Source organism: Bilophila sp. 4_1_30, assembly GCF_000224655.1.
Taxonomy (GTDB): Bacteria; Desulfobacterota; Desulfovibrionia; order Desulfovibrionales; family Desulfovibrionaceae; genus Bilophila; species Bilophila wadsworthia.
Genome location: NZ_JH114235.1, coordinates 169,350 through 194,426 on the forward strand (window position 1 = coordinate 169,350; position 25,077 = coordinate 194,426).

Annotated in this window: 31 protein-coding genes and 2 other RNA genes; 4 read left to right on the top strand and 29 right to left on the bottom strand. The window is 58.9% G+C overall.

Translation table 11 applies throughout. From position 1 onward, the window contains the following. The 21 genes from HMPREF0178_RS18340 to HMPREF0178_RS20675 all read right to left on the bottom strand — a co-directional run bounded on the left by HMPREF0178_RS18340 (position 1) and on the right by HMPREF0178_RS20675 (position 10,187). Positions 1 to 219: an ArsR family transcriptional regulator gene (locus HMPREF0178_RS18340; RefSeq protein ID WP_232281327.1), complete on the bottom strand. Its 219-nt coding sequence runs from the start codon at positions 217 to 219 to the stop codon at positions 1 to 3. A 77-nt stretch (positions 220 to 296) separates the two neighbouring features. Then, on the bottom strand, positions 297 to 650 hold the full coding sequence (locus tag HMPREF0178_RS18345; RefSeq protein ID WP_009369091.1) for a DUF2730 family protein: 354 nt from the start codon (positions 648 to 650) through the stop codon (positions 297 to 299). Continuing rightward, positions 631 to 1,242 carry a hypothetical protein gene (locus tag HMPREF0178_RS18350; RefSeq protein WP_009369092.1) on the bottom strand — a complete coding sequence of 204 codons (612 nt, stop codon included), beginning with the start codon at positions 1,240 to 1,242 and terminating at the stop codon, positions 631 to 633. The genes HMPREF0178_RS18345 and HMPREF0178_RS18350 overlap by 20 nt, the downstream gene beginning before the upstream one ends. Then, a complete protein-coding gene (locus HMPREF0178_RS18355) occupies positions 1,232 to 1,951 on the bottom strand; it encodes a transglycosylase SLT domain-containing protein (protein WP_009369093.1) in 720 nt (239 codons plus the stop codon). The genes HMPREF0178_RS18350 and HMPREF0178_RS18355 overlap by 11 nt, the downstream gene beginning before the upstream one ends. A gap of 2 nt (positions 1,952 to 1,953) precedes the next feature. After that, positions 1,954 to 2,313: a putative holin gene (locus tag HMPREF0178_RS18360; protein ID WP_009369094.1), complete on the bottom strand. Its 360-nt coding sequence runs from the start codon at positions 2,311 to 2,313 to the stop codon at positions 1,954 to 1,956. A gap of 78 nt (positions 2,314 to 2,391) precedes the next feature. Next, on the bottom strand, positions 2,392 to 2,754 hold the full coding sequence (locus HMPREF0178_RS18365) for a helix-turn-helix domain-containing protein (protein ID WP_009369095.1): 363 nt from the start codon (positions 2,752 to 2,754) through the stop codon (positions 2,392 to 2,394). Beyond that, positions 2,754 to 3,377, bottom strand: coding sequence for a regulatory protein GemA (locus HMPREF0178_RS20670; RefSeq protein ID WP_009369096.1), 624 nt, complete (start codon positions 3,375 to 3,377; stop codon positions 2,754 to 2,756). The genes HMPREF0178_RS18365 and HMPREF0178_RS20670 overlap by 1 nt, the downstream gene beginning before the upstream one ends. Continuing rightward, complete coding sequence (locus HMPREF0178_RS18375; protein WP_009369097.1) at positions 3,374 to 3,805, bottom strand: hypothetical protein; 432 nt, start codon at positions 3,803 to 3,805, stop codon at positions 3,374 to 3,376. Before HMPREF0178_RS18375 ends, HMPREF0178_RS20670 begins: the two co-directional genes overlap by 4 nt. An 8-nt stretch (positions 3,806 to 3,813) precedes the next feature. Then, positions 3,814 to 3,999 carry a hypothetical protein gene (locus HMPREF0178_RS18380; RefSeq protein WP_039959353.1) on the bottom strand — a complete coding sequence of 62 codons (186 nt, stop codon included), beginning with the start codon at positions 3,997 to 3,999 and terminating at the stop codon, positions 3,814 to 3,816. Between the two features lie 93 nt (positions 4,000 to 4,092). After that, positions 4,093 to 4,305, bottom strand: coding sequence for a hypothetical protein (locus HMPREF0178_RS18385; protein ID WP_009369099.1), 213 nt, complete (start codon positions 4,303 to 4,305; stop codon positions 4,093 to 4,095). 209 nt (positions 4,306 to 4,514) lie between these two features. Further along, positions 4,515 to 4,579: hammerhead ribozyme type II (locus HMPREF0178_RS21215), an RNA gene on the bottom strand. Positions 4,580 to 4,582: 3 nt separating this feature from the next. Continuing rightward, complete coding sequence (locus tag HMPREF0178_RS18390; protein WP_009381203.1) at positions 4,583 to 4,837, bottom strand: hypothetical protein; 255 nt, start codon at positions 4,835 to 4,837, stop codon at positions 4,583 to 4,585. A gap of 59 nt (positions 4,838 to 4,896) precedes the next feature. Beyond that, positions 4,897 to 5,151, bottom strand: a complete 255-nt coding sequence (locus tag HMPREF0178_RS18395) for a hypothetical protein (protein ID WP_009381204.1) — start codon at positions 5,149 to 5,151, stop codon at positions 4,897 to 4,899. 45 nt (positions 5,152 to 5,196) lie between these two features. Further along, positions 5,197 to 5,259, bottom strand: an RNA gene (locus HMPREF0178_RS21220) — hammerhead ribozyme type II. Position 5,260: 1 nt separating this feature from the next. Continuing rightward, a complete protein-coding gene (locus HMPREF0178_RS18400; RefSeq protein ID WP_009381205.1) occupies positions 5,261 to 5,554 on the bottom strand; it encodes an HU family DNA-binding protein in 294 nt (97 codons plus the stop codon). Positions 5,555 to 5,565: 11 nt separating this feature from the next. After that, positions 5,566 to 6,102, bottom strand: a complete 537-nt coding sequence (locus tag HMPREF0178_RS18405) for a host-nuclease inhibitor Gam family protein (RefSeq protein ID WP_009381206.1) — start codon at positions 6,100 to 6,102, stop codon at positions 5,566 to 5,568. Beyond that, complete coding sequence (locus HMPREF0178_RS21725; RefSeq protein WP_009381207.1) at positions 6,086 to 6,292, bottom strand: hypothetical protein; 207 nt, start codon at positions 6,290 to 6,292, stop codon at positions 6,086 to 6,088. Before HMPREF0178_RS21725 ends, HMPREF0178_RS18405 begins: the two co-directional genes overlap by 17 nt. Next, the gene (locus tag HMPREF0178_RS18415; RefSeq protein ID WP_050809305.1) at positions 6,228 to 6,656 is read right to left on the bottom strand and encodes a hypothetical protein; all 429 of its coding nucleotides are present in this window, start codon (positions 6,654 to 6,656) and stop codon (positions 6,228 to 6,230) included. The genes HMPREF0178_RS21725 and HMPREF0178_RS18415 overlap by 65 nt, the downstream gene beginning before the upstream one ends. Then, a complete protein-coding gene (locus tag HMPREF0178_RS18420; RefSeq protein ID WP_009381209.1) occupies positions 6,653 to 7,234 on the bottom strand; it encodes a hypothetical protein in 582 nt (193 codons plus the stop codon). Before HMPREF0178_RS18420 ends, HMPREF0178_RS18415 begins: the two co-directional genes overlap by 4 nt. Before the next feature lies 1 nt (position 7,235). Next, on the bottom strand, positions 7,236 to 7,973 hold the full coding sequence (locus HMPREF0178_RS18425) for an AAA family ATPase (RefSeq protein WP_009381210.1): 738 nt from the start codon (positions 7,971 to 7,973) through the stop codon (positions 7,236 to 7,238). Between the two features lie 69 nt (positions 7,974 to 8,042). Beyond that, a complete protein-coding gene (locus HMPREF0178_RS20675; protein WP_009381211.1) occupies positions 8,043 to 10,187 on the bottom strand; it encodes a DNA-binding protein in 2,145 nt (714 codons plus the stop codon). 278 nt (positions 10,188 to 10,465) lie between these two features. Here HMPREF0178_RS20675 and HMPREF0178_RS18435 point away from each other — a divergent pair, with 278 nt between their 5' ends. Beyond that, positions 10,466 to 10,942 carry a hypothetical protein gene (locus HMPREF0178_RS18435; protein ID WP_039959358.1) on the top strand — a complete coding sequence of 159 codons (477 nt, stop codon included), beginning with the start codon at positions 10,466 to 10,468 and terminating at the stop codon, positions 10,940 to 10,942. 129 nt (positions 10,943 to 11,071) lie between these two features. Here HMPREF0178_RS18435 and HMPREF0178_RS18440 read toward each other — a convergent pair whose 3' ends face one another. Continuing rightward, the gene (locus HMPREF0178_RS18440; RefSeq protein ID WP_009381213.1) at positions 11,072 to 11,344 is read right to left on the bottom strand and encodes a hypothetical protein; all 273 of its coding nucleotides are present in this window, start codon (positions 11,342 to 11,344) and stop codon (positions 11,072 to 11,074) included. After that, the gene (locus tag HMPREF0178_RS18445; protein ID WP_009381214.1) at positions 11,341 to 11,769 is read right to left on the bottom strand and encodes a hypothetical protein; all 429 of its coding nucleotides are present in this window, start codon (positions 11,767 to 11,769) and stop codon (positions 11,341 to 11,343) included. Before HMPREF0178_RS18445 ends, HMPREF0178_RS18440 begins: the two co-directional genes overlap by 4 nt. 248 nt (positions 11,770 to 12,017) lie before the next feature. On the opposite strand from HMPREF0178_RS18445, the gene HMPREF0178_RS21225 reads away from it, so the two are divergent. From HMPREF0178_RS21225 to HMPREF0178_RS18455, 3 genes are all read left to right on the top strand, one after another. After that, on the top strand, positions 12,018 to 12,485 hold the full coding sequence (locus HMPREF0178_RS21225; RefSeq protein ID WP_083832552.1) for a helix-turn-helix domain-containing protein: 468 nt from the start codon (positions 12,018 to 12,020) through the stop codon (positions 12,483 to 12,485). A 1,137-nt stretch (positions 12,486 to 13,622) separates the two neighbouring features. Beyond that, entirely contained in the window at positions 13,623 to 14,414 is a 792-nt protein-coding gene (locus HMPREF0178_RS18450; RefSeq protein ID WP_009381215.1) for an ABC transporter substrate-binding protein, read from the top strand. An 8-nt stretch (positions 14,415 to 14,422) separates the two neighbouring features. After that, positions 14,423 to 16,030: a GGDEF domain-containing protein gene (locus HMPREF0178_RS18455; RefSeq protein WP_009381216.1), complete on the top strand. Its 1,608-nt coding sequence runs from the start codon at positions 14,423 to 14,425 to the stop codon at positions 16,028 to 16,030. Between the two features lie 49 nt (positions 16,031 to 16,079). Here the strand turns inward: HMPREF0178_RS18455 and HMPREF0178_RS18460 are convergent, their stop codons facing one another. From HMPREF0178_RS18460 to HMPREF0178_RS18485, 6 genes are all read right to left on the bottom strand, one after another. Next, on the bottom strand, positions 16,080 to 16,409 hold the full coding sequence (locus HMPREF0178_RS18460) for an HU family DNA-binding protein (protein WP_005030048.1): 330 nt from the start codon (positions 16,407 to 16,409) through the stop codon (positions 16,080 to 16,082). 416 nt (positions 16,410 to 16,825) lie between these two features. Then, positions 16,826 to 17,797 carry a hypothetical protein gene (locus HMPREF0178_RS18465; RefSeq protein ID WP_039959360.1) on the bottom strand — a complete coding sequence of 324 codons (972 nt, stop codon included), beginning with the start codon at positions 17,795 to 17,797 and terminating at the stop codon, positions 16,826 to 16,828. A gap of 760 nt (positions 17,798 to 18,557) precedes the next feature. Then, positions 18,558 to 19,346 carry a ParA family protein gene (locus HMPREF0178_RS18470; protein WP_005030052.1) on the bottom strand — a complete coding sequence of 263 codons (789 nt, stop codon included), beginning with the start codon at positions 19,344 to 19,346 and terminating at the stop codon, positions 18,558 to 18,560. A 2,213-nt stretch (positions 19,347 to 21,559) separates the two neighbouring features. Further along, complete coding sequence (locus HMPREF0178_RS18475) at positions 21,560 to 22,648, bottom strand: radical SAM/SPASM domain-containing protein (protein WP_009381218.1); 1,089 nt, start codon at positions 22,646 to 22,648, stop codon at positions 21,560 to 21,562. 9 nt (positions 22,649 to 22,657) lie between these two features. Then, positions 22,658 to 23,548: a hypothetical protein gene (locus HMPREF0178_RS18480; protein WP_039959401.1), complete on the bottom strand. Its 891-nt coding sequence runs from the start codon at positions 23,546 to 23,548 to the stop codon at positions 22,658 to 22,660. A gap of 292 nt (positions 23,549 to 23,840) precedes the next feature. After that, positions 23,841 to 25,077 (bottom strand): TraB/GumN family protein (locus tag HMPREF0178_RS18485; protein WP_083832553.1); only part of this gene is annotated, 1,237 nt, incomplete at its 5' end.

Here is a 25,077-nt window from a genome sequence, read left to right on the forward strand (position 1 = left end):
TTACCTCCCCGCCCGTGGCCGCTTTACGCCCGGTACTACGGCGCGGCCCTTGGCGACGTCCTGCCCGCGTCCGGTCAGGCGGATCACTCTGACCGGACCGAGATCCTCGACCTCGACGAGCCCTTGCTCCGCGAGCCACGCGGCGTCCGTCTCTACCTGGTCGCGCGAGACGGGATGCCCGTAGGCGTCAAGCGCATCCTGCATGACCGACGTATTCATCTCACACCCCGCAGCCCCGGCCAAAAAGCGCAATATGGCGCACCTGCGAGACTCGGCCTGTAACTGCGCAAAAGTCTTCATTTCGACCCCTCAAGATGATGCTGTATCAGCATGTCAATTTGGTTCTTAAGCCCGACCATGCCGGATTCGATGCCTTCCAGGCGAGCCTCAAGAGCTTTCATGTCGCCCCGCTGCTCTTTGAGGAGCAATTGTATGCCGAGCATGGTCTTGCCGTCCGGCACCGTCTCCATGCGACGCTCCAGGTCATCCACTCGACCGGCAAGCCCCGAGACGCACCCGGCAAGCCCGTCGTGCTCATACTTGGTCGCAAAGCGCCGGGACAGGTGGTAGACTCCCCAGCCGTACACGAGTGTCGCCAGTATCCCGAGCACCGGCCACCAGCGGTCAAGCTCAGTCAGGATGTCGGTCATTGGAGTCTCCATTATATAAGGTAGTGAGCGCCCGGTATCCCGCCTCGAGCCGCCGACAGTAGAGACCGTAATCCCGGATATGGGCGAGCACGTCCTCGGGCGTCGCTAGTGCGTCCGGCTGTACCCCGGCGCGAGCGGCTCCGGCGGAACCGGGAGCGTCATGAGTGCCGCCGGGGGCGGAGCCTTCGTTTCCGGCGCTATGACCGGCACCAAAGCCGAGGGCCTCGTTGTACAGGCGCACCCACTCAAGAGACAAACCAGCGCAATCACGGCGAGCCTTTTCTGAAACATCCCGGATTCTCCTGTTTACGGACGCGCGCTCGGCGTCCAGTTCGGCGGTTTTCGCGGCGAGTTCGCGGGCGAGCTTCTCACCCCGCGCCGTTTCCGCCGCCAGACGCTCGCGGGCGTTCTTTTCGGCGGCGGCCACGGCTTCGGCACGGGCGCGCTCCTCTTCGGCGCGGGTGGCGTTCATGGCGGCGATCTTGGCCTCGTACTCTTCAGTCACGACGTCGAGCCCCCGCCAGACGCCCGCACCGTAAATGACCACGCAGACGAGGACGGCCCAGAGCCACGAAGGAATCTTACCCAGCACAACTCACCCCCGACCCCCAGCCCGCCCGGATGTACACGTGCTGGTATTCCATGATGCGCGAGACGTATCTGCGGTTTTCCCGGATCGCGCTTGCTTTGCGGCCCGCATTTACGGTTTCGACGTGTCCGAACCAGCGATCCGGATTGAGCCCCTTCTTTGCGGCGAGGTTCCGGTCACGGTTCACCCAGCCCGCGCCGCCGTTGTAAGCCGAGAGGGCAAAGGCCATGCGATCACAGGCGCTCAAGGCGCTCTTGTCGGTGCTCATGGCACTCATGCGGTCATGGAGATATTTGTCATAGACGACGCACGCCCGGAGCGACCACGCCGGATTGAACGGCTGTGGCTTGCCGACTTCCGGGGCGACTTTCGGAAGCCATGTCGCCGTCGATGGGATAAACTGCGCCAGTCCCTGCGCACCCGCCGCTGACACCGTGTTATTCCGCCACCACGATTCCGTATGGATTTGGGCGGCGAAGATGGATACCGGGGCATTCAATCCCCACGCGGCGCGGGCCTCCCGAATGAGCGTCGCCCGGTGCTGGAGCGCGGCGCGGGGTATCTGGACTTCTGCGGCCTCGGCGTCGCCAGCAAAAAAGGCGAGCAGGCCAAACAGCACCGATACGACAATGGCCGCGCCCACGGCGAACGCGACGCCCACGCAAAACGCCTCGACGCAGGAGGAAAGGAGTTTTTGCGGATCGATACGCATGATCACAGCCCCAGACACATGCCGAGGATCACCATGCCCACCATGATCCCGCGCCGGATTGTGGCAATGGCAAAGACGCGGAAATACCCGGTGCATATCTCGAAATCGACTTCGTCCTCCCCGCCGTCGGCGTCGGGGTTACGCAGCCAGTCCTTTTTCAGATACCCGGACGGGCGGGCGTACGGAAAGACCGCCCGGTCGATCCACACGCCGATGCACGCGGCGAAAGACACCAGTGCGGATTTATACGCGATGACCGGGAGCTGCTGCGGGGAAACGACCGCGAGAAAGGCGAGGATCAAGGCAGTGACGAGCCCGCACAGGGCAAGCCAGCGACGGGCGGAAAACAGCTTTTTGAACATGAAAAACCTCCTGTGTGATGATTCCACATTCACACGGGAGGTTTTTTCCCGGCACCCCGATGTTGATCAGGGTGATTTTCAGAAGAAGGTGAGTTGGCGGGGCTTGCGCTGGTAGCGGCTTAAGATTGTGCGCACGTATCGCTCGGTCGTGCCGAGCTCCCTTGCTATCTGTGGCGGGGCCTTTCCTTCGTCTATCAGGCGCATGATTCTGACTTTATACGGTTCCGGTCGGTTGCCGAGCGGTACGGTGATGTATGCGCCGCCGAACGCTTCGCACAGGGCGCAGGCGCGCCCGAATCCAACGATTTTTGCAAGTTCAATGTCTGGTTTTGGCTTAATCGGCACATAGAATGGAACGCCCCCGAGGGCTTCGCAGAGCTGTTCCGTCGCCTCTCTCCCTATCAACTCCTCCAAATCCGGACGGCTTACCCACTCGCTCATCACGTCCCCCACGCGCCGGAGTACCGGCCTTTTTTCTTGGCGTCATAGGTTAATGCGGCGATGACGCCCCGGAGCTGCTCGACCGTCGCGTGCTCGAAACACTTCGTTACGCCCCCGGACTGCCTTTTTAAAATAGCCACGGCGTAGCCCCACGGCACTTTCGTCCCCTCGGCGCGTCCTTTTTCGGCAAGCTGAGCCTCGATTTTACGCATGTAGACGTCGCGCCCGAGGCCGGAGTCGTCCTTTTCCAGCGTCAGCGGCACGTCCCGGCGTTTGCGGCGCTCGCCGGTGCGCTGCGGGGACGCCTTGCCGCGCTTGCCCTCGAATCCGAGCCGCTGCATGTACAAAATGCAGCTCTTGCGCTGGTGCGCTGAAAGGTCGCGGGCCGACTCTACGCCGAACTGCGACATGAGCATGGCCCGGTACGTCTCGTCATCCATCGCAAGCTGTTTTTTCGCCACATGGATCTTGGCGAGCTCCGCGCGGCGGTTCTCCACGGGAAGGCTTGCGGGCTTGCGCTTCGCGGGCGTATAGGGCTTTTTCGGTTCCGGAGAGGAAACGGGCGTGGCGGTTTCCGGCGGGACGGGCTTTTTCACCTTGCCCGTGGCGAAGTCGATGATCATGATGTCCTCCCGATGATGGACAGACTGTTTACGGGAAGCATGACGACGCCCCGTCCGTAAACACTGACGCCGACGTACGCGAGGCCGTCCTGCGCCCGGATCGGTTCCGTCATCGTCCAGCCCGTTTCGCGGCGTTCCGGCATGTCGCCGTCGGCCGGGGCGGTCTGGTGGCTGACGCGGGTGCCGCGCGGGATGTCCGGGAGCGGTTCCGGCTTGAAACCGCCGAGCGTCATCATGACGGCCATGTTGACGAGCTGCGCGGGGGTAAGGAAGGCAGGTTTGCCGTCGAGGTCATGCCATACGCGATCCACGCGCACCCGGTAGCAACCCGCCGGGCCGCCGTACGCCTCGGCCTTGGCCAGCTCGAAACGGACGCGCCGGGAGCCTTGCCGGACGCTGAGTGAACCGCAGAAAACGGGAGTTTTCATCCTGAACCTCAAATATCGATGCCGAACGCCGCGAACCGGGCGCGGAGCTCGTCGTTTTCATGCCGGAGTCTTTCGGCAAGACGCTGTGCGGCCTCAAGACGCCTTTCGTCGACATCCACGCTGTGGGGAGCGCCCGGGGAGCGCTCAGGGAGCGGGCCGTCAAAGGTCATGCGATAGAGCGTTTCCGCCGACATGACCGCGTGACGCCCCCCCACAGCAAGCGGTAATAAGGAACGAGCAGCCCGTCCGCCCGGCGGACATCACCGGACTCGGACATCTCATACCCGTCAGCGTGGGGAATCCGACGCCAGTCCATGCTTTTTCTCCTTGCGTTGCTCGTCGACGTAGTTCAGGGCACGAAGGCAGGTATTCAGGTTGTCTCTCAGCTGCTCGAAGCTTCCGCCCCTTTTGAGCATGAAAAGACAAACCGTATCACCCTGTTCCATGTCTTTGATGGCGTGGACGCCCGCGCCGGAAACCGTTGCTACATATCGCGGCATGGAAACCTCCTGTAGAGTTTTCGGGCGAGGACGACTTCGCACTCGCTCAATGGCTTCGGACAGAGAGCGACGGGGGCCAGATTATGGAGAGGATACCCGAGGCGGCAACGGAATGCCGAAGGCTGGCCGCGCCGATACCGGCGCACCAGTGCCGCGCAATTTTGACACGTTGCATGGATCGCGAGTTGCATGGGTGCTCCTTCCGTTATTGGAGGCTGCTCATCAGGCCCGGCGCGCCACCGCCGGACGACGGCCCGTGTGGGCCGTTTCGCGCTGGTTATTCTTCGATCGCTATGCAGTCAGATGAAAAGTATCCGTCCGAACCGCCGTAAGTGTAAAAATGGGGAATCTCCCAATCGAAAGCGCAGAGCGTTTTGGATTGCGGCGTTTGTCTGTCTGGTTGCAGGAGCATCTTTTCAACCGTGCGTTCCGCCTCTTCCTTTGAAGCGGCAAGAACCGTCCTGCTCGCGGAGCCTATGACGCTCACGTTCACTTTGTATTTTTTCAGCGCGCCGGGATTTCTTTTGCCCATTATTTGTTGTCCTCTTTAGGAGTATGAGAAAGAACCGGAATCATATTCTTTGACACGCCCTAATGGCATGTCGGCGCATTTTGCCTTTGTGAGTCATTGATTGCTGATAAATATTCCTGCATCATCTCTTGAACGTTATTCTCAATCGTATCAGCGAGAGAAAGCAACGCAGCTCTTGCCCCGGGAGCGAAAAGGGGCGCTCCCTTTCGTATCATTCCCGCTATGGCGAGGATTGCATCACCATAACCTACCGCTCTGGACACAGCATGGAGCGTGTCCTCGGTGAGATGAATATCAACCATTTTTTTGTTCATGCGATGACTCCCTCCTTTTGAATATCGGGTTCGTAACCTTTCTTTTTTTTGCTTAAGCTCATCAGGCCGGAAATCATCCGGCGACCGCCCCGTGGGGCGGTTTCGCTTGTTAGTTCAACAGTTCCCTAAACGCCTTCGAGGGCTTGAACGTCACCCGCAGCCGAGCGGGAATATGGAGCTTTTCCCCGGTCTTCGGGTTGCGGCCGTCGCGGGCCTTGGTGTGGACGGCCGAAAGTTTCCCCATGCCCGGCAAAGAAACCTCTCCGCCCTCGAACAGCTCGGAAGACATGACGCCGCACAGGCACCCGAAGAGGACTTCAAGCTGATTGAGGGTGTATACGTCTTCGCTGCAATAGGTCTGCAAATCGGATTGCCACTTCTTGATGAGTTCGGTCTTGGTCATGATGCTCGTCCTTATAGGGTTGAAGGTTGGGTTTCGGGTTCGGGCTGTTCGGGGAGTTCGTAGTAAAAGACGTCCTCCTGCACGACGGTGCAACCGATGCCCGCGAGGGTTTCCGGCGCGAGGCCCTTGAGCTTTTCCTTGTCGACCTCTTCCTTGACGCGGATATACTCCCGCATCCCGGTATCCCGGAGCGTCGCGAGCACGCGCTCGAACGTCCATTTTTTGAGCGTCTTGAGCTTCGAGGACGCCCGGAAGCCTACGATCCCGAACTGAAGCTGTATGGACTTCTTTTTGCCGAACAGTTCCGCCTTGCCCGCTTCGGCGAAACGCCCGATCGCAAGCTCAAGGGCGGCGATTTCAAGCCGGATCGGTTCCGTCTCGGCCGCTGCGCGGGTCTTGATCTCGTCGACCTGTTCGGCAACGCCGAGGCCGATGAGGTCGATCTGGCGCTTGCGGGCGGCAATCTGGGCAAGGGCGGCGTCGACGTCCTCCAGCGAATGGACGGGAAACGCGGCGGGGGAAAGGTTCGGCTTAACGCGCTTCGGCATGGAGTCCTCCTCTGACTTCAAAAACGACGTGGTTGACGCGGTAAACGTCTTCTTCAAGCTCGCGTACGCGCAGCACTTCCCGGCGCATTTCGTTGACGATGAACGGGGCAAGCTCCCGGATGTCGTCATTGCCGCGCTTCGTGAGCTTGTCGAGCACGTCGAGGCATTTTTCGAGATTCTCGGAGATCATGGCGTTCCTCCTTTTTGAGTTCGCTGTACAGGCAGGCTCCCCGGCATGACCGGAAAAGCTGCACTTCTATGGGGTTGATGGATGAAAACGGCTTTTGTTGGTTATCCCGGCACTCCTTCCGGCTGATAAGCCCGAGCACGGGGCAGGGGATGATGGAAATCCCGAGAAGGTGCTCGACGCGATCCCGGATAAAGTCGAGCTTTGCGCGGCCGCGCCGAATGGCGAGGCTCACAATGGCCGGGGAGACGGAAAGATCCGCCGCAGTCTTCCGCAGCCCCTTGCCGTCGCAGGCCGTGGCCAGCTTCTCGATCCAGTCCGGGAGCGGCACGCCCCAGGCGGCCTCGGCCTTCTCGCGGTTCGTCATTCGTCGTCCCTCCCTTGAGGCTGGCCGGACGTGACCACCTTGTCGATGTTGGGATCGTAAACCTGCGTGACCCGCACGATTTGAGGGGCCTTTACCCCCGTATGCCGGGCCGGGATGAACCGAAACTTTTCATCACCGAGATCGCGAAGATAGCCCGCCTGCGCCAGCCAGCGGCAATAGTCCAGCGCTTCGGCGTACGAAACCGGCGACTCCGCAAGGGTGGTGGACATGGCAAGATCACGGGCGGTAAAGACTCCGAAAATCGGCATGGCGTTCCACAGCCGGGAACGGACGGAATCGGGCAGGAACGTCCCGTCTCTCCTGACGCGCGGCGCATGGACGCCGAGATCGCGCTTGAGCGTGTAGACGCTGTGCTTTCCGCCCGTTCCCCGGTGGATCACGTCAAGGACGCCAGCGGCGACAAGGCCGGTGAAATACCCCCGGACGGCGTCGGCCTTCGCGTCGCACCGATCCGCCACTTCACGGACGGTAACGGTTTTCATCTCCCGGATGGCCGCCCATATCCGTTCTCTGGCGGTAAGCGCCGCGTAAGGCGTGCTTGAAAACAGTTCGGCCATATCAACGCCTCCTGCTCGGAGCCTCGCCGGTATACAGCGGCCGCGCCCCCCAATCGGCGAGGCTAATGGTCTTGCGGCCCTCGACCTTTGCGGCCTCTTCAACGAGGGCAAGGTTGACGACGACGCGGCGGGCCGAACCGTTGGACACCGTGTAGATGCGCTGCAACAGGTCGTCGGCGATCTCGGTCCCGGCGGCGTAGAGCCTGCACAACGCCTTGACGTCCTCAAAAGACACCGGCTGCGCCGGGCACCAGTCGAGCACGCGCCCGTGGAACCGTTCCCACTTTTCGAGCTTGCCGGGGAGCCACTCTTCCCCGATCAGCATGATCGGGGCTTGGGACGCTTCGTAGATGTCGCGGACGATCTCGATCTGGTTGTGCTCGACGAGAAAGTCGGCCTCGTCGATGACCAGCGGCTTGCCCGACAGGGCGAGCTCCTCGGCTATCTGATCGAGCATTTCGGAGATGGTCTTGCCGGGCTTCAGGCCGAGGCCCTTGCAGATCGCCTCGTGCGCAGCCTTGCGCGTCCACGAGCTGCGGGCCTGCACATAACAGGCGCGGCATTGGATGACCGCACAGGCGGCGGCCGTGCTTTTGCCGAACCCCGAAGGGCCGTAGAAGACCGTGATCCCGGGCAGATGCCGGGGGCGGTTGATCGCCCGCTTGAGCGTGCCGAGGCACAGGGCGACGTTGGTGAGCGGGGCAATGCCCGTATTGACGCTTGCTGTTGTCTGTTGCATAGTTATTTCCCTCATAGACATGGAGATGTGCCTCTCCATCCCGGCCCGTTGCGTCAACAACGGGCCTTTTTATTGGTTGACGGCGTAAAGCTGGTTCATGGCCTCAAAACCTGCGCGTTCTGCGCTGGTTCTGTACATGGCCATCCAGTTTCGCTCGTCGCCGGTCAGGTCTTCGCCGGACTGCGCGCGGGATTCGAGCTCAAGGAACAACGCATTTCTCCCTTGCGCGGACTTCGGAACCATGAACGTCTGGTCGGCCACGATTTCGACGGCCTCAATCCGCGCCTGTTCCGCTTCCTCAAGCGTCAACGTCTGCATGGACTTCTCGCCCGACGCCGCGCGTTGGGCTTCGGCAAGCTCGAACGTCATGTAGTCCACGTCGTTTTGCGTTGGCATGGGATGCGCGGCCTCATATTCTTCGGCCTTCCTGATATGGTGTTCCATAATGTGGAGATACGCCTGATCGAGGTTGTGCTTCTTCGCGAAAGCCCGGAGCCTCCTCGTCTCCGCCTTGACGGACTGCGCGGCGTTGCGGGCATCGACGCTGATGGTGCGCTGTTCTTCCGGCGTGAGGTCGGCCACATTGTGCGCACGGCAAACGAACAGCCCCGCCTCGTCGTAAATGTAGGCATACCGCTTGTCCGTGCGACTGATGCGCACCTGCACCCGCTGGCCGATGCAGCGTCCGAGTTCCGGGGCAATGAATATGCCCCTGTCGGCCTTGACGCCCTTTTTGGAAACGGTACGGTAGCCGTCCTGCCCCGCAAGCGGCATGAGGAGCATGTCAAGAGCCCGCTCGTCCCTGATGCGCCGCACGACGCCGGGATACTCCGCCGCCATCTGATAGGGCGTCTTGCCCTTGAGCCCCGTATGGGGCCGGTGGGCGTAGATCTTGTCAGTCCAGTTGTCGCAGAACTCCTGCAACTCCTCGGGGGTCATGGCCACCACAAGCTCCGGATCCTCCCCTTTCTTCATGAGGCGCTTCGCGAAGGATTCCCGGCTCTCGATCTCCCGGCGCTTCTCGACGTTGTAGCCCACATAGCAGGGGCACAACGTCAAAAGATCATGGTTGAACACCCCGAAGGCCCTCTCGATCCCGGGTTTCAGATCCGGGCGGAACGGCGGAAGAATGTCGGGGACCACGTTGAAATCCGCGAACACCTGCCCCATCTGGCGGGAGACGAACTCTTTCCCGTTGTCCGTCACGGGCGTTTCGAGGACACCCCAGTCGAGGAGGCAGCGCCGCGTCAGATTCGACACGACGTCGGCGTTCGAGCGCGGCCCGACTTCGAGCTTGAGGCGGCGCGAGTAGATGTCGATGACGCCGATGATGGCATACCTGTTGCCGTCGGAAAGCATGACGTCGGACGGCGTCCCGTCGTATTCCCAACGCTGGTTGAGGCGGATGATCCCGGCGTAGATGTCGCCGAAAGAGGGATTGTAATTGTCGTTGTAGCCGTCCGGGGATTTCATGAGCTGATACAGGGCGGGATTGGACTTTTTCCACGCCCGCAGCCACTCCCGCAGCCGCCATTCCGACGGGAGGATGAAGGGCTCAAGCCCCTCGCGCACCCGCCTTTCGTTGGCGGCGGCAAGCTCCTCAAGGATCATCTTCGCCGTCGTGTAGGGATATTTGTCCAACATGCCGAGTACGATCTCCTTCACTTCAAGCTGGCTGTCGATGCGGCCCTTGCCGCGCATACCCTTGCCGTAATCTCCCGCAAGCCGTGCTGAGCCTTCGGCGTCAATCGCGCGCTCCCAGTTGAGCAGGGTGTTCTTGCTGACGTGTGGGATAGCTTCTCGAAGCCACGCCTCGGCCTCGATCTCCCCGGCGTTCCAGTGCGCGGAAAAAACTTCCCGCCCTCGGACTTTGGGAAGCCCGGCGGCCTTCGTAAACGTCCGGTAGAGAAGGAACAGCGCCGTTTTCGCCTCGACTCTCGCCTTGCCGCCCTCGGAAAGCGTGGCCTGCACGGGAATCGTGATCGACTTTGAGGGGATGACCGGAACCGGCGTAAACGGGGCTACCTTGGCGGCGATGGCGAGGCGCGTGGATTCCGGCATGGAGTCGACGAGCCACTCGCGCCCGCCCCCGCGTCCGGCGCGGGGGCGGGATTGCCAGCCTTCACGCTTGGCACGACAGTCCACACCTTGCCGGGTCATGCCGAGCAGCGGCGCTAGCTCCTGCGTCGTGTACGCTTCCTTCATCCCGTTCATGTCTTCACCTCTCAAAACTCGCCCCGGACTTGTGCCGTGCCGGGGAAACGTCCCGCGTAGGTTGGCGCGGTATCCGCCGTTGTGCAGGTTTTGCCGCCCCTACATGGAAGAACTCGGGACGGACTACACGGTCGCGGTAGCTGGATGGAACAAAAAACTGTTTACAGGTGTTTACGGGACACCCGGCCCGTTGTTGGGTTCCGCCTTCTCGGTTAGACTGGAGATACAAACAGAAACCATCTAACCCGGACCATCCGGGACGCCGAGGAGGCGGAAATATGCCGCTTTTCACATATCTGTATAACTTTGACAGGCTTCGCGACGAGCTTTTCGAAGACCTGGGCGGAGACAATGCCCTATTGCATCTCAGCCAGGCTTTACGGAAAATAGGAAAAGCCGGATGGATTGAGATAGTCTACGCCCATAAAGAACAGGCATTTAAATACCTTTCTCAAACCCCAGGACAACGAAAGAAAAGGCCATTATGGAAGACAAATTTGGAAAGAGGGATGATCATCCTGTCGGCATGTTATTTTGCCAAGAAAGCGTGCGTGCTCGTGAGCGCTGCCGACCGTGTGTCTTCGATTATAGGCTCTTCCTATCGTGACGCGTTGTCTTTTTCTGCCGTCCTGTCTGAAGAAGTAATTCATGAAATGGAGGCTCTGTGGCCTTTTCCTGACTATAACCCTTGGGAGGATTCCGACGCCGATAGCGAGGAGGCAGTAAAGGAATCTGCCTCTGGAGCTGACAGTTGATGGTAAAACCCCGTTCGTCGGCCTTCGTACAGAGGGCCGCATAAAGAGCATTAATGGCGTCCTCCCAGGAAAGCCCTTCGACGATGCAAAGCAGATCGTCTGATTCCACACTTGTCATATATTGCGTACTCATGCCGCCGCCTCCTTCCCCGCCGCCTCAACGCGGCGGGGGTCAAAAAGGTACTTTTCCGGGACGCCCGCCGAGCGGAGCGCGTTCAAAACCCGTTCGGAATGATTCTTGCCGAGGATGGTCGCGGAGACCGCCTCACGGCTGACGCCGATTTCGTAGGCGACCACGGCGGCGGAACGCCCGTTGCGCCGCAACGCCTCATGAATGCGCATGGAATAGAAGCACCGCTTCGATCCCAGTTCCGCCCGTTCCTTTGTTGCCTGCCAGCTCATAGCCCTTCCTCCAGTTGTCTCTTGCGTTTCCTCGCCGCCTTCATTTCCAGATCGGCCTTGCCGTAATCCCTGAATTTCCGGTCTTCCGGCGTCATGACGTCGAGCCCGCAGGCGGCGAGGATGACGCGCAGCGGCTCATGGTCTCCGGTAGCCTTGCAGAACACGACCACGGCGAGGATCGAGGGCGGATGGTTCACGTCCGACGGACTGAGCCATTTGTCCAAAACGTCCTTGGATACGGACTCCGCGCGGCCCGCCGTCAAGCGGACTTCGGCGTCTCTGGCGATGGAATTGATCTTGTCTACCAGCGCCTTGCGTCCCTCGCCGTCGGGATTACCAGCTGCCCGACGCATGGCCGCGCGCACGGCGGGCATGAGTCCGGCGATCCGGCTCAAATCACAGTCGAAAAGGGATAATTGAGACATGGTGGAGTCCCCGCCGCTTGTCCGAACTTCTCAAAAGCCCGGACGTTGATCTTGTGGAACGGGACGGGTAAACTTGATTTGTCAATTCTCATGTCAACCGCCCGCAAGTTCTTTTTGACTAATTTTTGTATACAAGTCAACAAAAAAGCGCTTGCATGTTAACATTTTTTAAACTTTACTATAACATACTATAATAATAGTAAATATGCCTTTCGTATTGAATTGCATGTTTACTTGCAGGTTATGCTATGGAACATGCAAGCGTAGATGATATTCTTGATAGGTTTAAACAGGCTGCAAAAGTTACTACAGATGCTGATCTTGCTAAGGTATTAGGGTTATCTCGGCAGTCGATAGCAGCAGCTAGGTTGCGTGCCAAAATTCCCGCCTCTTGGTTTCCTAAGATATCTTCATTATTTAATATTAGTACAGAATGGCTTTATCGCGGAGAGACGGCTCAAGAGTGTGAAAAAATTGATGTGTGTGTAAATATGGAGACAGATATTTGTAGTCAACTTGTAGCGTTGCGTACATACTGTGACAAAATTGAAAGAAAATTAGAAAGGGCAGAATATCAACGAGATGAAGCAATAGAGGAAAACCGTAAACTTTGGAAAGAAAACGGTGAATTACGCGAGAAATGCGCCCGCCTGGAGGAGCGTATGGACAAACCGCTTACTAGTCGTGGCCCTGCTGAAATGGGCAAACTTGGATAGATAAAAAAAGACCCCCGTTTTATGTCAGAATTGACATGCAACGGGGGTATCCATTCATACACAAAACTAAACGGTACAAACCGGAGAAGCTGTCCGGTATGCCCAAAACTAGGCGGCAATACGAACCCTTGACGCCACGAACCGATTTTCCTACGCTACTCCTACCTAACCCACCAACTTCACACAGCTACCAGTCCCACCAGATCCCCCTAAGTCCCACCAGATCCCGCTTGCCCAAATACCCAATACTATCTGGCGTGGCACAAACGGATCGCGTATATGCCGGGCATTGGGGGGAAGGATTTCGCAGCTACTTTCCGTGGTATAAAATTGACATAATTTAAAAGATTATGTGATAAAATAGTGCCCTCCCCGCCTGTTGGCGGAGCGCAAGCACAGGCGGGCTCCGCCCGGCCCCGTATCCCAAACGGATGCCGGACAGAGTCTCCGTGCGGAACGGAGAACCGATCGCCCAAAAAACGGGGAACACGCCACAGGATTGCGGAGAAAAAACAAAATACAGCACGCCAGCCTCTCCCCCGCATGATTGCTCCCGTGCCCGCTTCTCCCCGGCATTCGCCGCTGTGGTATCCCCAGCGGGGAAGGGGCCTTCCCCGCAATTTTATAGCCATTCCATATGATTATGTGCAGATATCTTGCCCGCACCGGTCCTTTGTTCCGAAAACCGCGGCATCCGGAGGCGTTCCCCTCAGGCCCGGGGCCGCTTTCACGTCCATCCCCCACTTCGCCATAAAGCGGGGCAATTTATCATAATAAAGCGTTATTCCTCCCCAAACACTGATTGCAACGGGCCGAAATATCCTTTAGAAAAGGACAGGCCGCACCTCAGGAAAAGCGGCCAACCCCATCCGGCTGTCCGGTCCCGACGCCGCGTATCGAGCGGTTTCGGGAACTGACGCTACCCGCCGCCAGTTCCGCCGCACGGCTTTATCCCGGCTCCTCCGGGGTTCCCACCGCTCCGTCGTTTTCCCGATTTGGTTGTTGGGGAACTTCCCGACGTTAAGGCCTGAGGAACGCTTTTTCCTCCTTGAAAACGAGAGCATCACATTGAAGCGTCCCGCGAGCCCCGCCGAAAACGGCGCAGGGGCTGCGGGTTGCCCCCCGAGAGAGTTTCCCTTGAGAATCACGATACCGTCTTTTTCTTCACTCCGGCCCGTTCTTCTGGCTGGGTTCCTCCTCGCGCTGCTGTTCGCGGGGTTCCCGCCCCGCAGCGGAGCCGAGGAAATCCTCCGCATCGGCGTGGAAGACGATTATGCGCCCTTCTCCTTTCCCGCCGAGGGCACGCAGGCCGGATTCGACCCGGAGATCGCTGAGGCGTTGTGCAAGGCCATGCGCCGTTCCTGCACGGTCGAACCCCTTGCTTTCGGCACGCTGCTCGAAAAAATGCGCCGGGGCGAGCTGGACATGATCGTTGCCGGGCTTGCCAAAAACGAACAACGGCTGGCGTATATGGATTTCACCAACAGCTACTACCACTCCCGTTCCATCTATCTGGGGCTTCCGGGCAGCGTGGCCGTCAGCGCCGAAGGCCTGAAAGGGAAACGCGTTGGCGTCCAGGATCATACGCAGCAGGAGATCTTCCTCCGGAGTCACTGGGTCAACGTGGCTGAAATCATCCGTTTTCCTACCTATGGGCAACTGATCGACGCCTTCTGCGCCGGACAGCTGGACGCCATCCTCGTGGACGGGCTGTCCGGGTACGAATTCCTCCAGAGCGAGCGCGGCCAGCCTTTCGCCATACTGGATGATCCCCTCCCGCCCGACGAAGACCTCGCCTATGCCCACATCGGCGTCCGGAAAAACAATTCCGAACTGATCGAGGCGATCAACGAAGCCATCGTCCATATCAAACTGAACGGCGAGTACGACCGCATCGTACGCAAATATTTCCCCTTCAGCATTTATTGAGCGCGTTCATGTACTGCAAGCCTTCCCGAAACGCGGAGCCGAAGCGGAAACGACAACTCGGCATCAACCTTTTCCCCGTGCTCGTCTCAGTGCCCCTGCTGGCGCTGCTGGCCTTCGTCTCTTTTATCTTCACCAATGACCTTCAACGGATCAAAAATCTGGCGCTCTCCACCAGCAACAGCCATCTGCCGCAGATCCTTGCCAAGCAGCAGATGCTCCTCAACGTCGAAAACATGCGCCGCAACATCGCGCTGGTGTACAGCGCGTCCGACCCCACGATCAGCCGGAACGCGGGCATCACCGCCCAGGCGCTGATCGCGGAATCGGTCTTTGAGGAGACGTCGGTGGACTTCTCCAGCAAAATGGATGAGATCAGGCCGCAACTCCTCCGTCTCATTGAGCTGAGGCAGCAGAGCTATCTGGCCGAGGATCGGCTCCATCATGCGGAAATCTTTTTTTCGAACGTGCTCGGGCGGCTGCTTATGCGGGCGGGGATGGAATACAGCTATCCCCTCAGGCACAGTGCGCGGCACCTGGACAAGGATTTCTCCAGAAACACGGCCAACAAGCAGGGCCTGCAGGAAAGCCTGCGCCCGCTGATGGACATGTGCGCCAAGGCGGAACAGGCCGACCCCCCTGAACGGACGCTGCTCAAGGACTGCGGGGAATTCCGGACGAACTGGGACGGCATCGTGTCCAATTGGACGCAGCTCGCGAGAGGCCACGTGGAAGCCAAACAGCTCTGGAACACCCTCGACGGCAAACTGCGCGAGCTCAGCGACGCCGTTTCGACCCACGAGGCCGAATGGATTTACCGGAGCATGTCCCACATCAACGAGGAAGTTTCACGCATCAAGGAACTGTTCCCGATCATGGGGACCGCGTTGCTCGCGGGGCTGCTGGCCACGCTGCTGCTCATCCACCTTCAGATCCTCCGCCCCCTGTCCCTGCTCTCTCAGGCGCTGCGGACCATCCGTTCCGGGCACTCCATCTCGGAACTTCCCCGGGTACGCATCCGGGAATTGCAGGACGTACTCGACGTTTTGCCCGACATCAGCCGCCATATGGACGAACTGAACACCCGTTCCGGCCAGCTCGCGCAGGAACGGGACCAGTATGCTGACCTCAGCTTCCGGGATGCGCTGACCGGCGTATACAACCGCCGGGCGCTTGAGGAAACGATGGAGCGCATCCCGGCGCGCACGCCGCTCGCCCTGCTGATGCTCGACCTCGACTTCTTCAAGAACTACAATGACCGGTTCGGGCATCAGGCCGGGGACGCCGCCCTGAAAGCCGTGGCGCAGGCCACGCAAAAAGCGCTCCTGCGGGATTCGGACAGGATATTCCGGTACGGCGGCGAAGAATTCACCATCATTCTGGCCGGGGCCGGACAATATTCGGCCATGACCGTGGCACAGCGCATCTTGGAAGAAGTGACCGCGCTGGACCTTGTCCATCCCGATTCCCGGACGGGCAAGCTGACGGTCAGCATCGGCATTGCGCACCGCTCGTTCGGGGAAGATGCGGACATCTGCGAAGTGCTGACCCATGCGGATCAGGCGCTGTATGAAGCCAAGACATCCGGCAGAAACCGGATCGTCCTTTTCGAGGGATAAGCCCCTTCCGGCCAGGCCCAGCCTTCAGGCGTGCTCCGGAACGGCGGAGCTATTGGGCGTCAAAATCGGCCCCGCCCGTGCGCACGGTTTCGGAAGGCTCCATCGCTTCCTTGAGGTCTTTGGACACCTTGAGCTTGATCGTCTTGCGCGGGGGAATGGGCACCGGCTGCCCCGTGTGGGGATTGCGCCCCAGACGGGCCGCGGTTTCCGTCACGGCCAGCGTTCCGATGCCCGGCAGGATCACCGATGTATCTTCAAGCAATTGCCGCCGGACGTACCGCATAACCACGAGCATAACCCGTTCGGCTTCCACAGGGCTCACTTCCAGAGCCTTCGCTATGTGTTGGACAAGATCTTTTTTGGTCGATTTGGAAGCCATTCGCAGCAGCACCTTTTGTCTTGAATCGTTGGGGAGAGAAAGAGTTTTTCTTTCTCTCTTTCTATAGGAGAAGGGAATGTCCTATCAGATTATCCGATCAAAATGGACGTTCAAGTTGTCCCTTCACGAGAGTCTACACTGTTTTTACAGTCTTTTTTCCCTGTCAGAGTGTCCGGGGCATTGCCAGTAAGACTGTCCGGCGTGTGCGGCCATTCTGTCCTGTCTCACAGGCCGCTCACAGCATCCTCGGACGGATTGGGTGTCCAGCATGTCCGGACATCCTGCCCTTACACGCTGTCCGGGCCTTCCGGCCGGGCTGCCTGTCCATGCGCAACCGCACGCATCCCGGACGGGCACACTATCCACCCAAAGTGTCCATGCTGTGTGTCCGTACAGAATGGACACGCAGAATAGCCCTACTGCCCCGCTCCGACGGCGTCCTGGAGCATATAGCTGATCTGCATCCGGCAGGCCTTCTGCACCAGCGGGTTCTCCAACCCCCCGCGTGAACGCAGGACAGCGGGAACCTTCTCCAGGATCTGTGCGGCAAACGGGCCGTCGGGTTCATCGAGCAGCTGACGGAACATCGCTTCGACCTCTTTTTCAAGGGCAAGGGCGGCCTCTTCTTCGAGCAGCCTCCGCTCGGCCTCCAACGCCTCGCGTTCCCGGCGCACGGCCTCTTCGCGTTCCCGGCGGCGTAATTCCGCCGGAGAAACATACCCCGTGGGGATACGGTAGGTCCCGTCCTTGGACAGGCAGCGAAAGACCCAATCCACCGGGCGCGAAACGGGCTGGCCCTTGCTGTCCACCATCTGGCCGTGTTCCAGCTCATACTCCGCATACCGGAGGGCGTCCGTGAGGGAACCGGGGTCAATGTTCTGCACGGCGAGGAGCTCTTTGATCCGGCGCAGGTGCTTGGCGGTGAAACCGACCTCCATCAGCCTCGGGCACAGCTCGGGCAGCGCCCTCTCCAGCTCATCCGCCGGAGAAGCCGACACGGAAGGGGAAGCGGCACGCGGCGCGCCGAGTGCCTCCTTTTCATCCATAAGAAGCCGGATACGCATCCCCCGCCGATGGACCGTTTTCTCGCACACGCCCGTCTCCGCCCATGTAGCGATGATCCGCCGGCAGGTGCGCGCATCGATACCGATGGTCTCCTCAATAATGGGGAGGGTCAGGTCGATGGTTTCTTTCTTGCCGATTCCGTAAAGCCACTTGAAGAGCTTCGTCGGATTGGCCCCATGCACTGGAGCCAGAGGCCTGAGGAGGCTGATCTGCCCTTCTCCGACCCTCTTGGGTTTGCACCGGGCCCCTGTCTGCACGTCAACTTTGGCTGTCCGGCGTGAGCGGACATTCAGAGTGTCCGATATGGGCGAACGCAATGTCATCTCAGCAGCCTGAACAGGTACGGTTTCTTCCTGATCATGCTTACGAGAGGCAGACGTTCCCTGCTCCGTGGAAGTCCCCGCCTCTAGCCTGTTCTCCACCGGTGGCTCTGTCTTCCGCTCAAGCAGCTCTTCATGGTGAGAGGATCTTTTGTCAGGATATTCTGAGTGTCCATTTTGAACATCCACTTGGTAAGGCCGTTTCCGTCCATCGGGACGGGGAACAGCCGGAGATACTTTTGAATGTCCACTTAGAGTGTCCACTATCGGCGTCCATGTAGAGGGCGCGCTCAGAGACTCAAGGCTTGAAGTTTCAGAATATTTTCCCGTTGCTTCTCGTTGCGAAGGAGAGTGCTGAGACGCCTGAGCGTCCATTTTGACAGTAAGTTCAGGCTGTCCATTTTGCATGTCCTCAATTTCTGTCTTTACAGAGACGTCAGATCGTGCCTCCGTGGCGAGTCCACTTGCAAGTCCGTTCTGATCGTCCACTTTGTCAGGACACTCAGGAGAATCAATTTGCGCGTCCACAGAGGAGGAGGAGGAGGAGGAGGAGGAGGAGGACACTTCAGACTGTCTATTCTGCACGTCCACATCATCCGCCTTATGCGAGATTTTCGCGGCGTCAGCCTGCATCTCCTCAAGGACTCTGGCCGCCGCGATGTGATCTGGGCGCTCTGCCAGCTTGGCCGCGACGGATTCCATCAGTTCGTTGAGGCCGCGTCTGCGGGGATGCGTCTGTCCGGGGGTCATCAGAGGCTCCTGTTTACATGCCGAGGGCGGCGAGGATTTCACGGGCGACGGAACGGAATTTCGCCGCCACCTTACTGCGGGGTGAAGATTGGAACACCGTTTCGGAGAGCATCTCGGAGGATCGGAGCATGGTCGCCTCACTGATGTACTCGGTGAGGACCTGTCCGGGATAACGGTTGTTCAGGATGGTCAGAGAGTGCTTGTCCGCAAGCCGACGCAAGTCAGCCATATTGTACAGGAACTTAAGCAGGACAAGCCCTTCGTTCAGCTTCGTGCGGCGGATCTGGTTGATAGCATTGATGGTTTTCGTGATACCGTCGAGCGAAAAACGCGACCCCGCACGGATGGGCACAATGATAAAATCGGAGGCGATCATCGCCATATACACGAAAGCCCCCATTGAAGGCGGGCAGTCTATAAGGGTGATGTCAAACTCTTTGGTAGCGTACTCTCTCAGCCGTTCACGGAGGGCGACGATGTATGACTCGTTCTTATAGAACTCGGCTTCGATGAAGGCCATCTCCTCAACGTTCGGGAGGATGCTGCAACCGATCTCTGTGGGATAGATGCAAGATTCAGGTTTGATTTCGGGAGCTTCTTCGTCATAAACCGAGGCAAGCAGCTCGTAAAGCGAAGCACAGCCGGGAGCGAGGTTGAAGAAGGAAGTCGAGTTGCACTGGCTGTCCACATCGACGATCAACACCTTTTTCCCTTGCATGGCCAGGGCATGTGCGAGATTGACGGTGATCGTCGTCTTCCCCACACCACCCTTGTTGTTGACGACCGAAATGATCTTGCCCATCGGAATCTCCTTTTAGTGAACGACTTGGTTTTCAGATAGAATAAAAAACGTTGAAGCACAACATTTTTAGTCTATTTTTTTTCTATATTTCTTTCGATGAATGTTCGCCCTTACACAGCGGATGGGCTCGCGCATCAAGAGCGGTTCCCTTGACGGATTTTTTGTTTGAAATAAAATCATTTTATTTCAGTATATTACAATTCCCTGTCTGTTATTTTTCAGACAAGCGAACATACAAAAAAAGAATGCTTGAAGAACAGATGGTTACCTGAAAAAATTCGTATATCAAATATGTTTTTACGAGTATCCACCCGCTCTAGGGTACGCTACACGGAAATCACCGGCTGTTATCCTATCCCTTTTCCATTGCCTTCAGGGGGAGCCATTCTCCCATGCAGCCCTTTTTGAACGCCGCCCACTCAAAAATCTTTCAACCCCGGAACCCGTTGGGGATAGCGCTTAACTCCACGAGCGATGCCTTTATTCACCATAGGGCGAAACACGATTTCAAAAAGATTGAACGATGTCAGCATGGGCCCATCCCTGGACAAAACGAACATATCAACGGCGCAGGAAAACAAACTCTACGGCTGAGCATCCATCCTCCCCTATTGCACCCAGTACCGTTACTGATGCCGACATCTTCAATACATATTCATTTTAGCCCCAAAGTTCGTGAGGCCATAGGTAAACCTTCGCCTTGTTCCTCACGTGTAACCATGCACCCGAGTCTCTGGTATTCTTCTCTACATAGCCTTGTTGTATCCCCTCCCTTCTGCCAGGACTTTCTGAGAGGCCATTTTGGGAGTACATGTTGATCCGTTTTTTTTGAGTGTCCATTTTGCATGTCCGCATTCTTATATTTCAAAAAACACGCAGAGATATTCTGATAGCATGTTCATAAGATGAATGTTTTTCTCATTCTTTAAACATGAAAAAACTGAATCTTTACAGAAAAATGTCCACTCAAAACAGACTATCAAAATGGACGCGCTCATATCATACGGTATTCCTCCAACATACAGGGAGGAACTGCAAATCTTTTGAGTATCCGCCCGTCGCCCTGAAAGCATCCGATATGGACTCCCTTAGTGGACACCCACATTATCCATAAGCCGTCCCATCATCAGGAACGTCCCCCACCTCTCCGGTTGGGCATATTCCTTACAACAATTGGTATCCTCCACCGGCCACCAAAAGAAGAGGCCTGAGGCGTTTTCCTCATGCTCCTTTCCCCAACCATCGTTCCTCCCTCAGAAACGGAAGGTATCACCGCAGGTCCAGAGCTGTTGCTCCCCACCGGAGCATTCCCAACCGCTCTGGCGGAGACAGGCAACCATATACGGTTTGCATGGACATTATGAGTGTCCATTTTGAATGGAACATGTGAGAGTCCTTTTAGAACGTATATTATGGCAGGATATTTTGATCGGACATTATGCCCAAACAAGCTGCTCGGACAAAACGTATGTCCTTTTTGTGAGGATATTCAGCTCGGACATATAGAAAGGACATGCAGATCGCCGAGAAGTAGGGACACTTTGGAAGTCCAATGAGCGGGGATAGCATGTCAGGACATGCTGTCCTTGCATTCTGGACGCCCAGCGTGTCCCGGGACAGTATGCCTGTCCAACATGCAAGGACAGAATGGCCGCTCTTCGCGGACAATCATATTTATGACGAAAAGAAATGTCCCTATTCAAAAATAGATAATAAAAACAATATATACATACAAGAGAGGACGAGTTGGACGGATATTCTGCGCGTCCATATTGAACGGCCTTTTTTCCGTTTTACCCCACATGATAGAAAGAAAGAAAAAGTCAAATCTTTCTGTTCTTGATTTCAAAACAGGAAAAAACGCTTCAAGCTGTTCCCTATTTAAAGTAAACACATCCCCAAAAGGGTTTCCCAAAGCACGTTGTTTCTATGCGACGCTGTGTGAAGGAAACATTCCTTCAAGCCCTTCCCGATCTTTTATGGGGTCCTCACTATCAATAGGGGGACGCGCTATCGAGCCTTCTTCCTGCCTATGGCTCATACGAATTGCGGTAGGGTAGGGCGTTCAATAAAAAATCGGGGGCCCGAATTTAAGCGAAACTACGGCCTGTCTCCACGATGTCATGGACGTGCGTTACCCGTCTGAAAGCCCAAAAGAAGAACCCCGGAATTTAAAGTTTCCGGGGCATCGTTTTACCGGGAGGGGGTAGGCGTCAGTTCCCCGTTTCGAAACGTTTGGGGCAGGTGCGGCAGGGGATATCCGGAAGAGGGCTTTGCAGCGCATCGCGGAACATGCGGAAAGGGCCGCTTTGCCAAATGCCGAGGGGGTCTTCCTCTACGGCGGACCCGAACACGCGGCGGTTCACGGCCTCGGGCGAAGAGGCAGGCGCATCCACCGGAAGGTTCAGGTAGATGCAGGGGGACATGCGCCCTTCCGCGTCCACGTAAAGCGTTCGGGCTGCGTTTTCCCGGCAGGGGAACAGGCCGCAGCCGTCATCGGGCCGAGGGGAGGGCAGGCTGTAGTAGAGGCCGCGCCCGCGTTTGGCGGTTTCTTCGGCGACGCGTTCGAGTATGTTCCTGGCGGCGTCCAGTTTCCCGGCCTCGTGCGGGGAAAAGGCTTCCGCTTCCAGCCCCGGCGCCGCGATGTAGTCCAGTGTGCTGATCACCGCCGCGTGTACGTCCAGTTCGTCCATAAGATCGGGCAGGCCCTCCACGGCCTCCATCTGCGAGGCGAGCATGAGGTAGGCGAAATGCAGCTCCAGATGCACGCCCATTTTGGCTTTGCGGACCCGCTGGAGCGTGCGCACGGCCTCACAGACGCGGCTGAACGGCACGCCCGCGCGCGGGGCATTGCTGGCCTCGTCGGTGCCCACGAGGGAAAAGGCTACAATGTCGATGCCGCTCCCCACGATTTGCGCGGCAAGCGTTTCGTCCATGCGCAGCCCGCAGGTGGTTGTGGAGACCCGGCAGCCCGCCTTGCGCGCCAGCGCCGCGAAATCCATGAACCGCGGGTGCAGGAACGGTTCGCCCCAGCCTTGCAGGTGCACGCGCCCGCTCTCCTGCATGAGCGGCCACAGGCGGGCGAAGGTCGCGGCTTCCATGTGCCGCGAGCGCCAGTATCCGGCCTGCGTGGTATGCGGGCAATAGACGCAGCGCCCCGGGCAAACGGAGGTGACTTCCACCTGTATGCAGTCAAGCAGGCGGGGTTTGCCGAACAGGCTTTCCCGGAACAGCTGCCAAACCGAAGGTTCCTGAAAACGGGGATCGCGCAGCGGATCGGCCGCGCCGCCGTCTTTTGCCATGGGGTTCTCCTACATGCCGAACAGTTTTTTCAGGGACCCGAGCAGGCCGGCTTCCTGGGGCCGTTGCACCGCCCATGACGTTTCCACGTGGGGCCGGAGGATCGTCGCGTTCCACTTGCGTTTGAAGAACACGATGCCCGGATTGATGCCGAGGCCAAGGTTCAGGAGCGTATGCCCGCGCCGGATGCCTTCTGCGGCGAGGGCGTCCAAAAGGGCGTCCGCCGTGCCGGGCGGGCTTTCCGGGGCGCGGAAGGCGAACAGATGGAAAACGGTTCCGAGCGCCGTGTAATCGCCCACGGAGAAGCCCTGCAACGCGCCTTCACAGTCCCGCGCCGCGAACAGCAGGGCGTCGGGCACGGCCTCCACATACGGGCCGATATGCCGGAAGAGATGCCGCGTCCCCGGCGCGAAGGGGCGCGAACGGATATACTGTTCGACCAGTTCGGCATGATCCGGTTTCCAGCCCTCCCGTGCAGTGAGAATGTCCCGGCGGGCGCGCCGGAGCTGGTTGCGGAGCTTTTGGCCATAGGCCATGTCCGCCGTATCCGTGGGGAGGGGGATGCCCCAATAGGCGTCGGGTTTGGTGGAAACGGCCCATTCCGGGGCGGCATCGGGCCGGAATGGGGAGATGACGGTCAGCGATTCGATGCCGCGCAGGGAGGAGGCTTCACGCACCGCCGCGTCGAGGCGGGCCGCTTCCGGCCTGCTGCACTTCTGTTCCGTCCCGCCTTGCTTCAACCCGGCGTCATGCCCGACAAGCACCAGCGCCGGGCCGCTGCGCCACGCGAGGAAGCCCCCGCACTCCAGTGGCTCGAGATCGGAAACGGCCCGCACGTATGGGACAAGCTGCTCGGGCACGGCTGCCTCGGCGGCAAACGACGCCCAACGTGATGGTGGCATGGCATTCTCCGGGAACCCGCGCGCGGCGCGCTCAGGGAAAAGGTTGATGGGGAAACAGGCAGGGCCCGCCGGCGTTATCGCACTCCGCCGGGACGAAAAATTTTTATGATTATCCCTCCTGTGGAGGGAGCCGATTTCATTTACGATTCCAATCTTCTTCAAAGACTGTGCCCTGTGGGAGCCCTTTTTCAGCTCCTTTACCCATTCCGAGGGTTCGATTTCACCCAATGGCGGAAAATGGCGTTCCCCCATTGGGGGGAATGATTCCCCCGGCCGGCTCCGGATTTCCCCGCTAACCGCCATTCCTGCCCCTGATCGCGGCGCGGAGCCTGTGCCGCCACGTGGGGTACGCCTGCCGGACCGTGAAGCCGTCTTCGGCGAGCATATCCCGCAGTTGCAGCATGTGGGCCGACCCCACGAAAACCGCCGCGCGGCCTTCTTCGAGGAACGGGCGCATACGCTCGCGGAAACGCTGGTTCCTGCCGTCGATGATCTGTTCCGTGCGCGAGGGGAATTCGGTGCTCGTGCCGAGCATCCCCTCAAGATCCCCGTCGAGGTACGAATGGATGTTGCGCCGGGCGTAGCCCTTCCATGAGCGGCAGCTTCTGAAGAAGGCGGTCACCCGTCCGAGGGGAACGGACTCCAGGGACGCCACCTGTTCTTCAAGGCTTTCCATGCCGATGACGGATTTGCCCATTTCGAGCGCGGTGTGCCACGCGCAGAGATCCACGGACTGGTTCCAGCCCTGCCGTTCGAGATACGCCGTCCACAGCGAGAAGAATGCATACCAGTGCCGGGTGGTTGCGAGCAGCCCCCGCACGTCGGCGGGGTTGGGGTTCGCCGCGTTGAGGAAGCGGGCGAGCTTTCCGGTGGGGCCCTGCACGATCCGTTCGAGCAGCCTGATTTCCGGCTCCTCAAGCAGATCGATCAGGGGCGGGTGCCTGCCGTCGGGCGTCTTGCCGATGCGGGCCACCTCGTCCAGCGAGTCCGCGTCGAGCGGGCCCTCGAACAATACGGTGTCCACCCGCTCGAACAGATTGCGGAAAGCCGCCTCGAACGAATAGCAGAAAAAGTGGGCCGTGCCGCCTATCCATGAGGTCCTGCCGTTTTTCGTCAGTTCCCAGAGCATGGCGAAGGGCCGTTGCTGGGGCAGCGAGTCGAAAATCTGGCGCTTGGAGAGATCCGACGGCGATTCGAGGAGGATGCGGACGAGGCTGCTTATGGTTTCGCTGCCCGTCTCGCGGGGCGTTTCCCGCCAGCTCGCCATGACGTAGGGCAGGGCGGGGCGGCCTCCCCACTTGGTCTTGAAGCGCCGGATGCCGTCGTTCACGCCGAGGCCGAGGTGGACGTATTCCTTGCCCGCTTCCTTCGCGGAGCGGAGCATGTGCGCGAAAAGCAGGTCCGCCGCGTGGGGCGTGTAGTGCGTGCGGGAGTGCGCGCCGATGAGGTAGCTGCAAAAGCGGCGGGGCGCGTCGTCGAGGAGGAGGCTCGCCGCGAGGTTGCCCTCGGCGTCCACGGCGTCGAGCAGG

Bases quoted from the DNA above. Each gene is read 5' to 3' on its own strand.
- HMPREF0178_RS18340 (WP_232281327.1), bottom strand. From the start codon at position 219: ATGAATACGTCGGTCATGCAGGATGCGCTTGACGCCTACGGGCATCCC.
- HMPREF0178_RS18345 (WP_009369091.1), bottom strand. From the start codon at position 650: ATGACCGACATCCTGACTGAGCTTGACCGCTGGTGGCCGGTGCTCGGG.
- HMPREF0178_RS18355 (WP_009369093.1), bottom strand. From the start codon at position 1,951: ATGCGTATCGATCCGCAAAAACTCCTTTCCTCCTGCGTCGAGGCGTTT.
- HMPREF0178_RS18360 (WP_009369094.1), bottom strand. From the start codon at position 2,313: ATGTTCAAAAAGCTGTTTTCCGCCCGTCGCTGGCTTGCCCTGTGCGGG.
- HMPREF0178_RS18365 (WP_009369095.1), bottom strand. From the start codon at position 2,754: ATGAGCGAGTGGGTAAGCCGTCCGGATTTGGAGGAGTTGATAGGGAGA.
- HMPREF0178_RS20670 (WP_009369096.1), bottom strand. From the start codon at position 3,377: ATGATCATCGACTTCGCCACGGGCAAGGTGAAAAAGCCCGTCCCGCCG.
- HMPREF0178_RS18375 (WP_009369097.1), bottom strand. From the start codon at position 3,805: ATGAAAACTCCCGTTTTCTGCGGTTCACTCAGCGTCCGGCAAGGCTCC.
- HMPREF0178_RS18380 (WP_039959353.1), bottom strand. From the start codon at position 3,999: ATGTCGGCGGAAACGCTCTATCGCATGACCTTTGACGGCCCGCTCCCT.
- HMPREF0178_RS18385 (WP_009369099.1), bottom strand. From the start codon at position 4,305: ATGCCGCGATATGTAGCAACGGTTTCCGGCGCGGGCGTCCACGCCATC.
- HMPREF0178_RS18390 (WP_009381203.1), bottom strand. From the start codon at position 4,837: ATGGGCAAAAGAAATCCCGGCGCGCTGAAAAAATACAAAGTGAACGTG.
- HMPREF0178_RS18395 (WP_009381204.1), bottom strand. From the start codon at position 5,151: ATGAACAAAAAAATGGTTGATATTCATCTCACCGAGGACACGCTCCAT.
- HMPREF0178_RS18400 (WP_009381205.1), bottom strand. From the start codon at position 5,554: ATGACCAAGACCGAACTCATCAAGAAGTGGCAATCCGATTTGCAGACC.
- HMPREF0178_RS18405 (WP_009381206.1), bottom strand. From the start codon at position 6,102: ATGCCGAAGCGCGTTAAGCCGAACCTTTCCCCCGCCGCGTTTCCCGTC.
- HMPREF0178_RS21725 (WP_009381207.1), bottom strand. From the start codon at position 6,292: ATGATCTCCGAGAATCTCGAAAAATGCCTCGACGTGCTCGACAAGCTC.
- HMPREF0178_RS18415 (WP_050809305.1), bottom strand. From the start codon at position 6,656: ATGACGAACCGCGAGAAGGCCGAGGCCGCCTGGGGCGTGCCGCTCCCG.
- HMPREF0178_RS18420 (WP_009381209.1), bottom strand. From the start codon at position 7,234: ATGGCCGAACTGTTTTCAAGCACGCCTTACGCGGCGCTTACCGCCAGA.
- HMPREF0178_RS18425 (WP_009381210.1), bottom strand. From the start codon at position 7,973: ATGCAACAGACAACAGCAAGCGTCAATACGGGCATTGCCCCGCTCACC.
- HMPREF0178_RS20675 (WP_009381211.1), bottom strand. From the start codon at position 10,187: ATGAACGGGATGAAGGAAGCGTACACGACGCAGGAGCTAGCGCCGCTG.
- HMPREF0178_RS18435 (WP_039959358.1), top strand. From the start codon at position 10,466: ATGCCGCTTTTCACATATCTGTATAACTTTGACAGGCTTCGCGACGAG.
- HMPREF0178_RS18440 (WP_009381213.1), bottom strand. From the start codon at position 11,344: ATGAGCTGGCAGGCAACAAAGGAACGGGCGGAACTGGGATCGAAGCGG.
- HMPREF0178_RS18445 (WP_009381214.1), bottom strand. From the start codon at position 11,769: ATGTCTCAATTATCCCTTTTCGACTGTGATTTGAGCCGGATCGCCGGA.
- HMPREF0178_RS21225 (WP_083832552.1), top strand. From the start codon at position 12,018: ATGGAACATGCAAGCGTAGATGATATTCTTGATAGGTTTAAACAGGCT.
- HMPREF0178_RS18455 (WP_009381216.1), top strand. From the start codon at position 14,423: ATGTACTGCAAGCCTTCCCGAAACGCGGAGCCGAAGCGGAAACGACAA.
- HMPREF0178_RS18460 (WP_005030048.1), bottom strand. From the start codon at position 16,409: ATGGCTTCCAAATCGACCAAAAAAGATCTTGTCCAACACATAGCGAAG.
- HMPREF0178_RS18465 (WP_039959360.1), bottom strand. From the start codon at position 17,797: ATGACATTGCGTTCGCCCATATCGGACACTCTGAATGTCCGCTCACGC.
- HMPREF0178_RS18470 (WP_005030052.1), bottom strand. From the start codon at position 19,346: ATGGGCAAGATCATTTCGGTCGTCAACAACAAGGGTGGTGTGGGGAAG.
- HMPREF0178_RS18475 (WP_009381218.1), bottom strand. From the start codon at position 22,648: ATGGCAAAAGACGGCGGCGCGGCCGATCCGCTGCGCGATCCCCGTTTT.
- HMPREF0178_RS18480 (WP_039959401.1), bottom strand. From the start codon at position 23,548: ATGCCACCATCACGTTGGGCGTCGTTTGCCGCCGAGGCAGCCGTGCCC.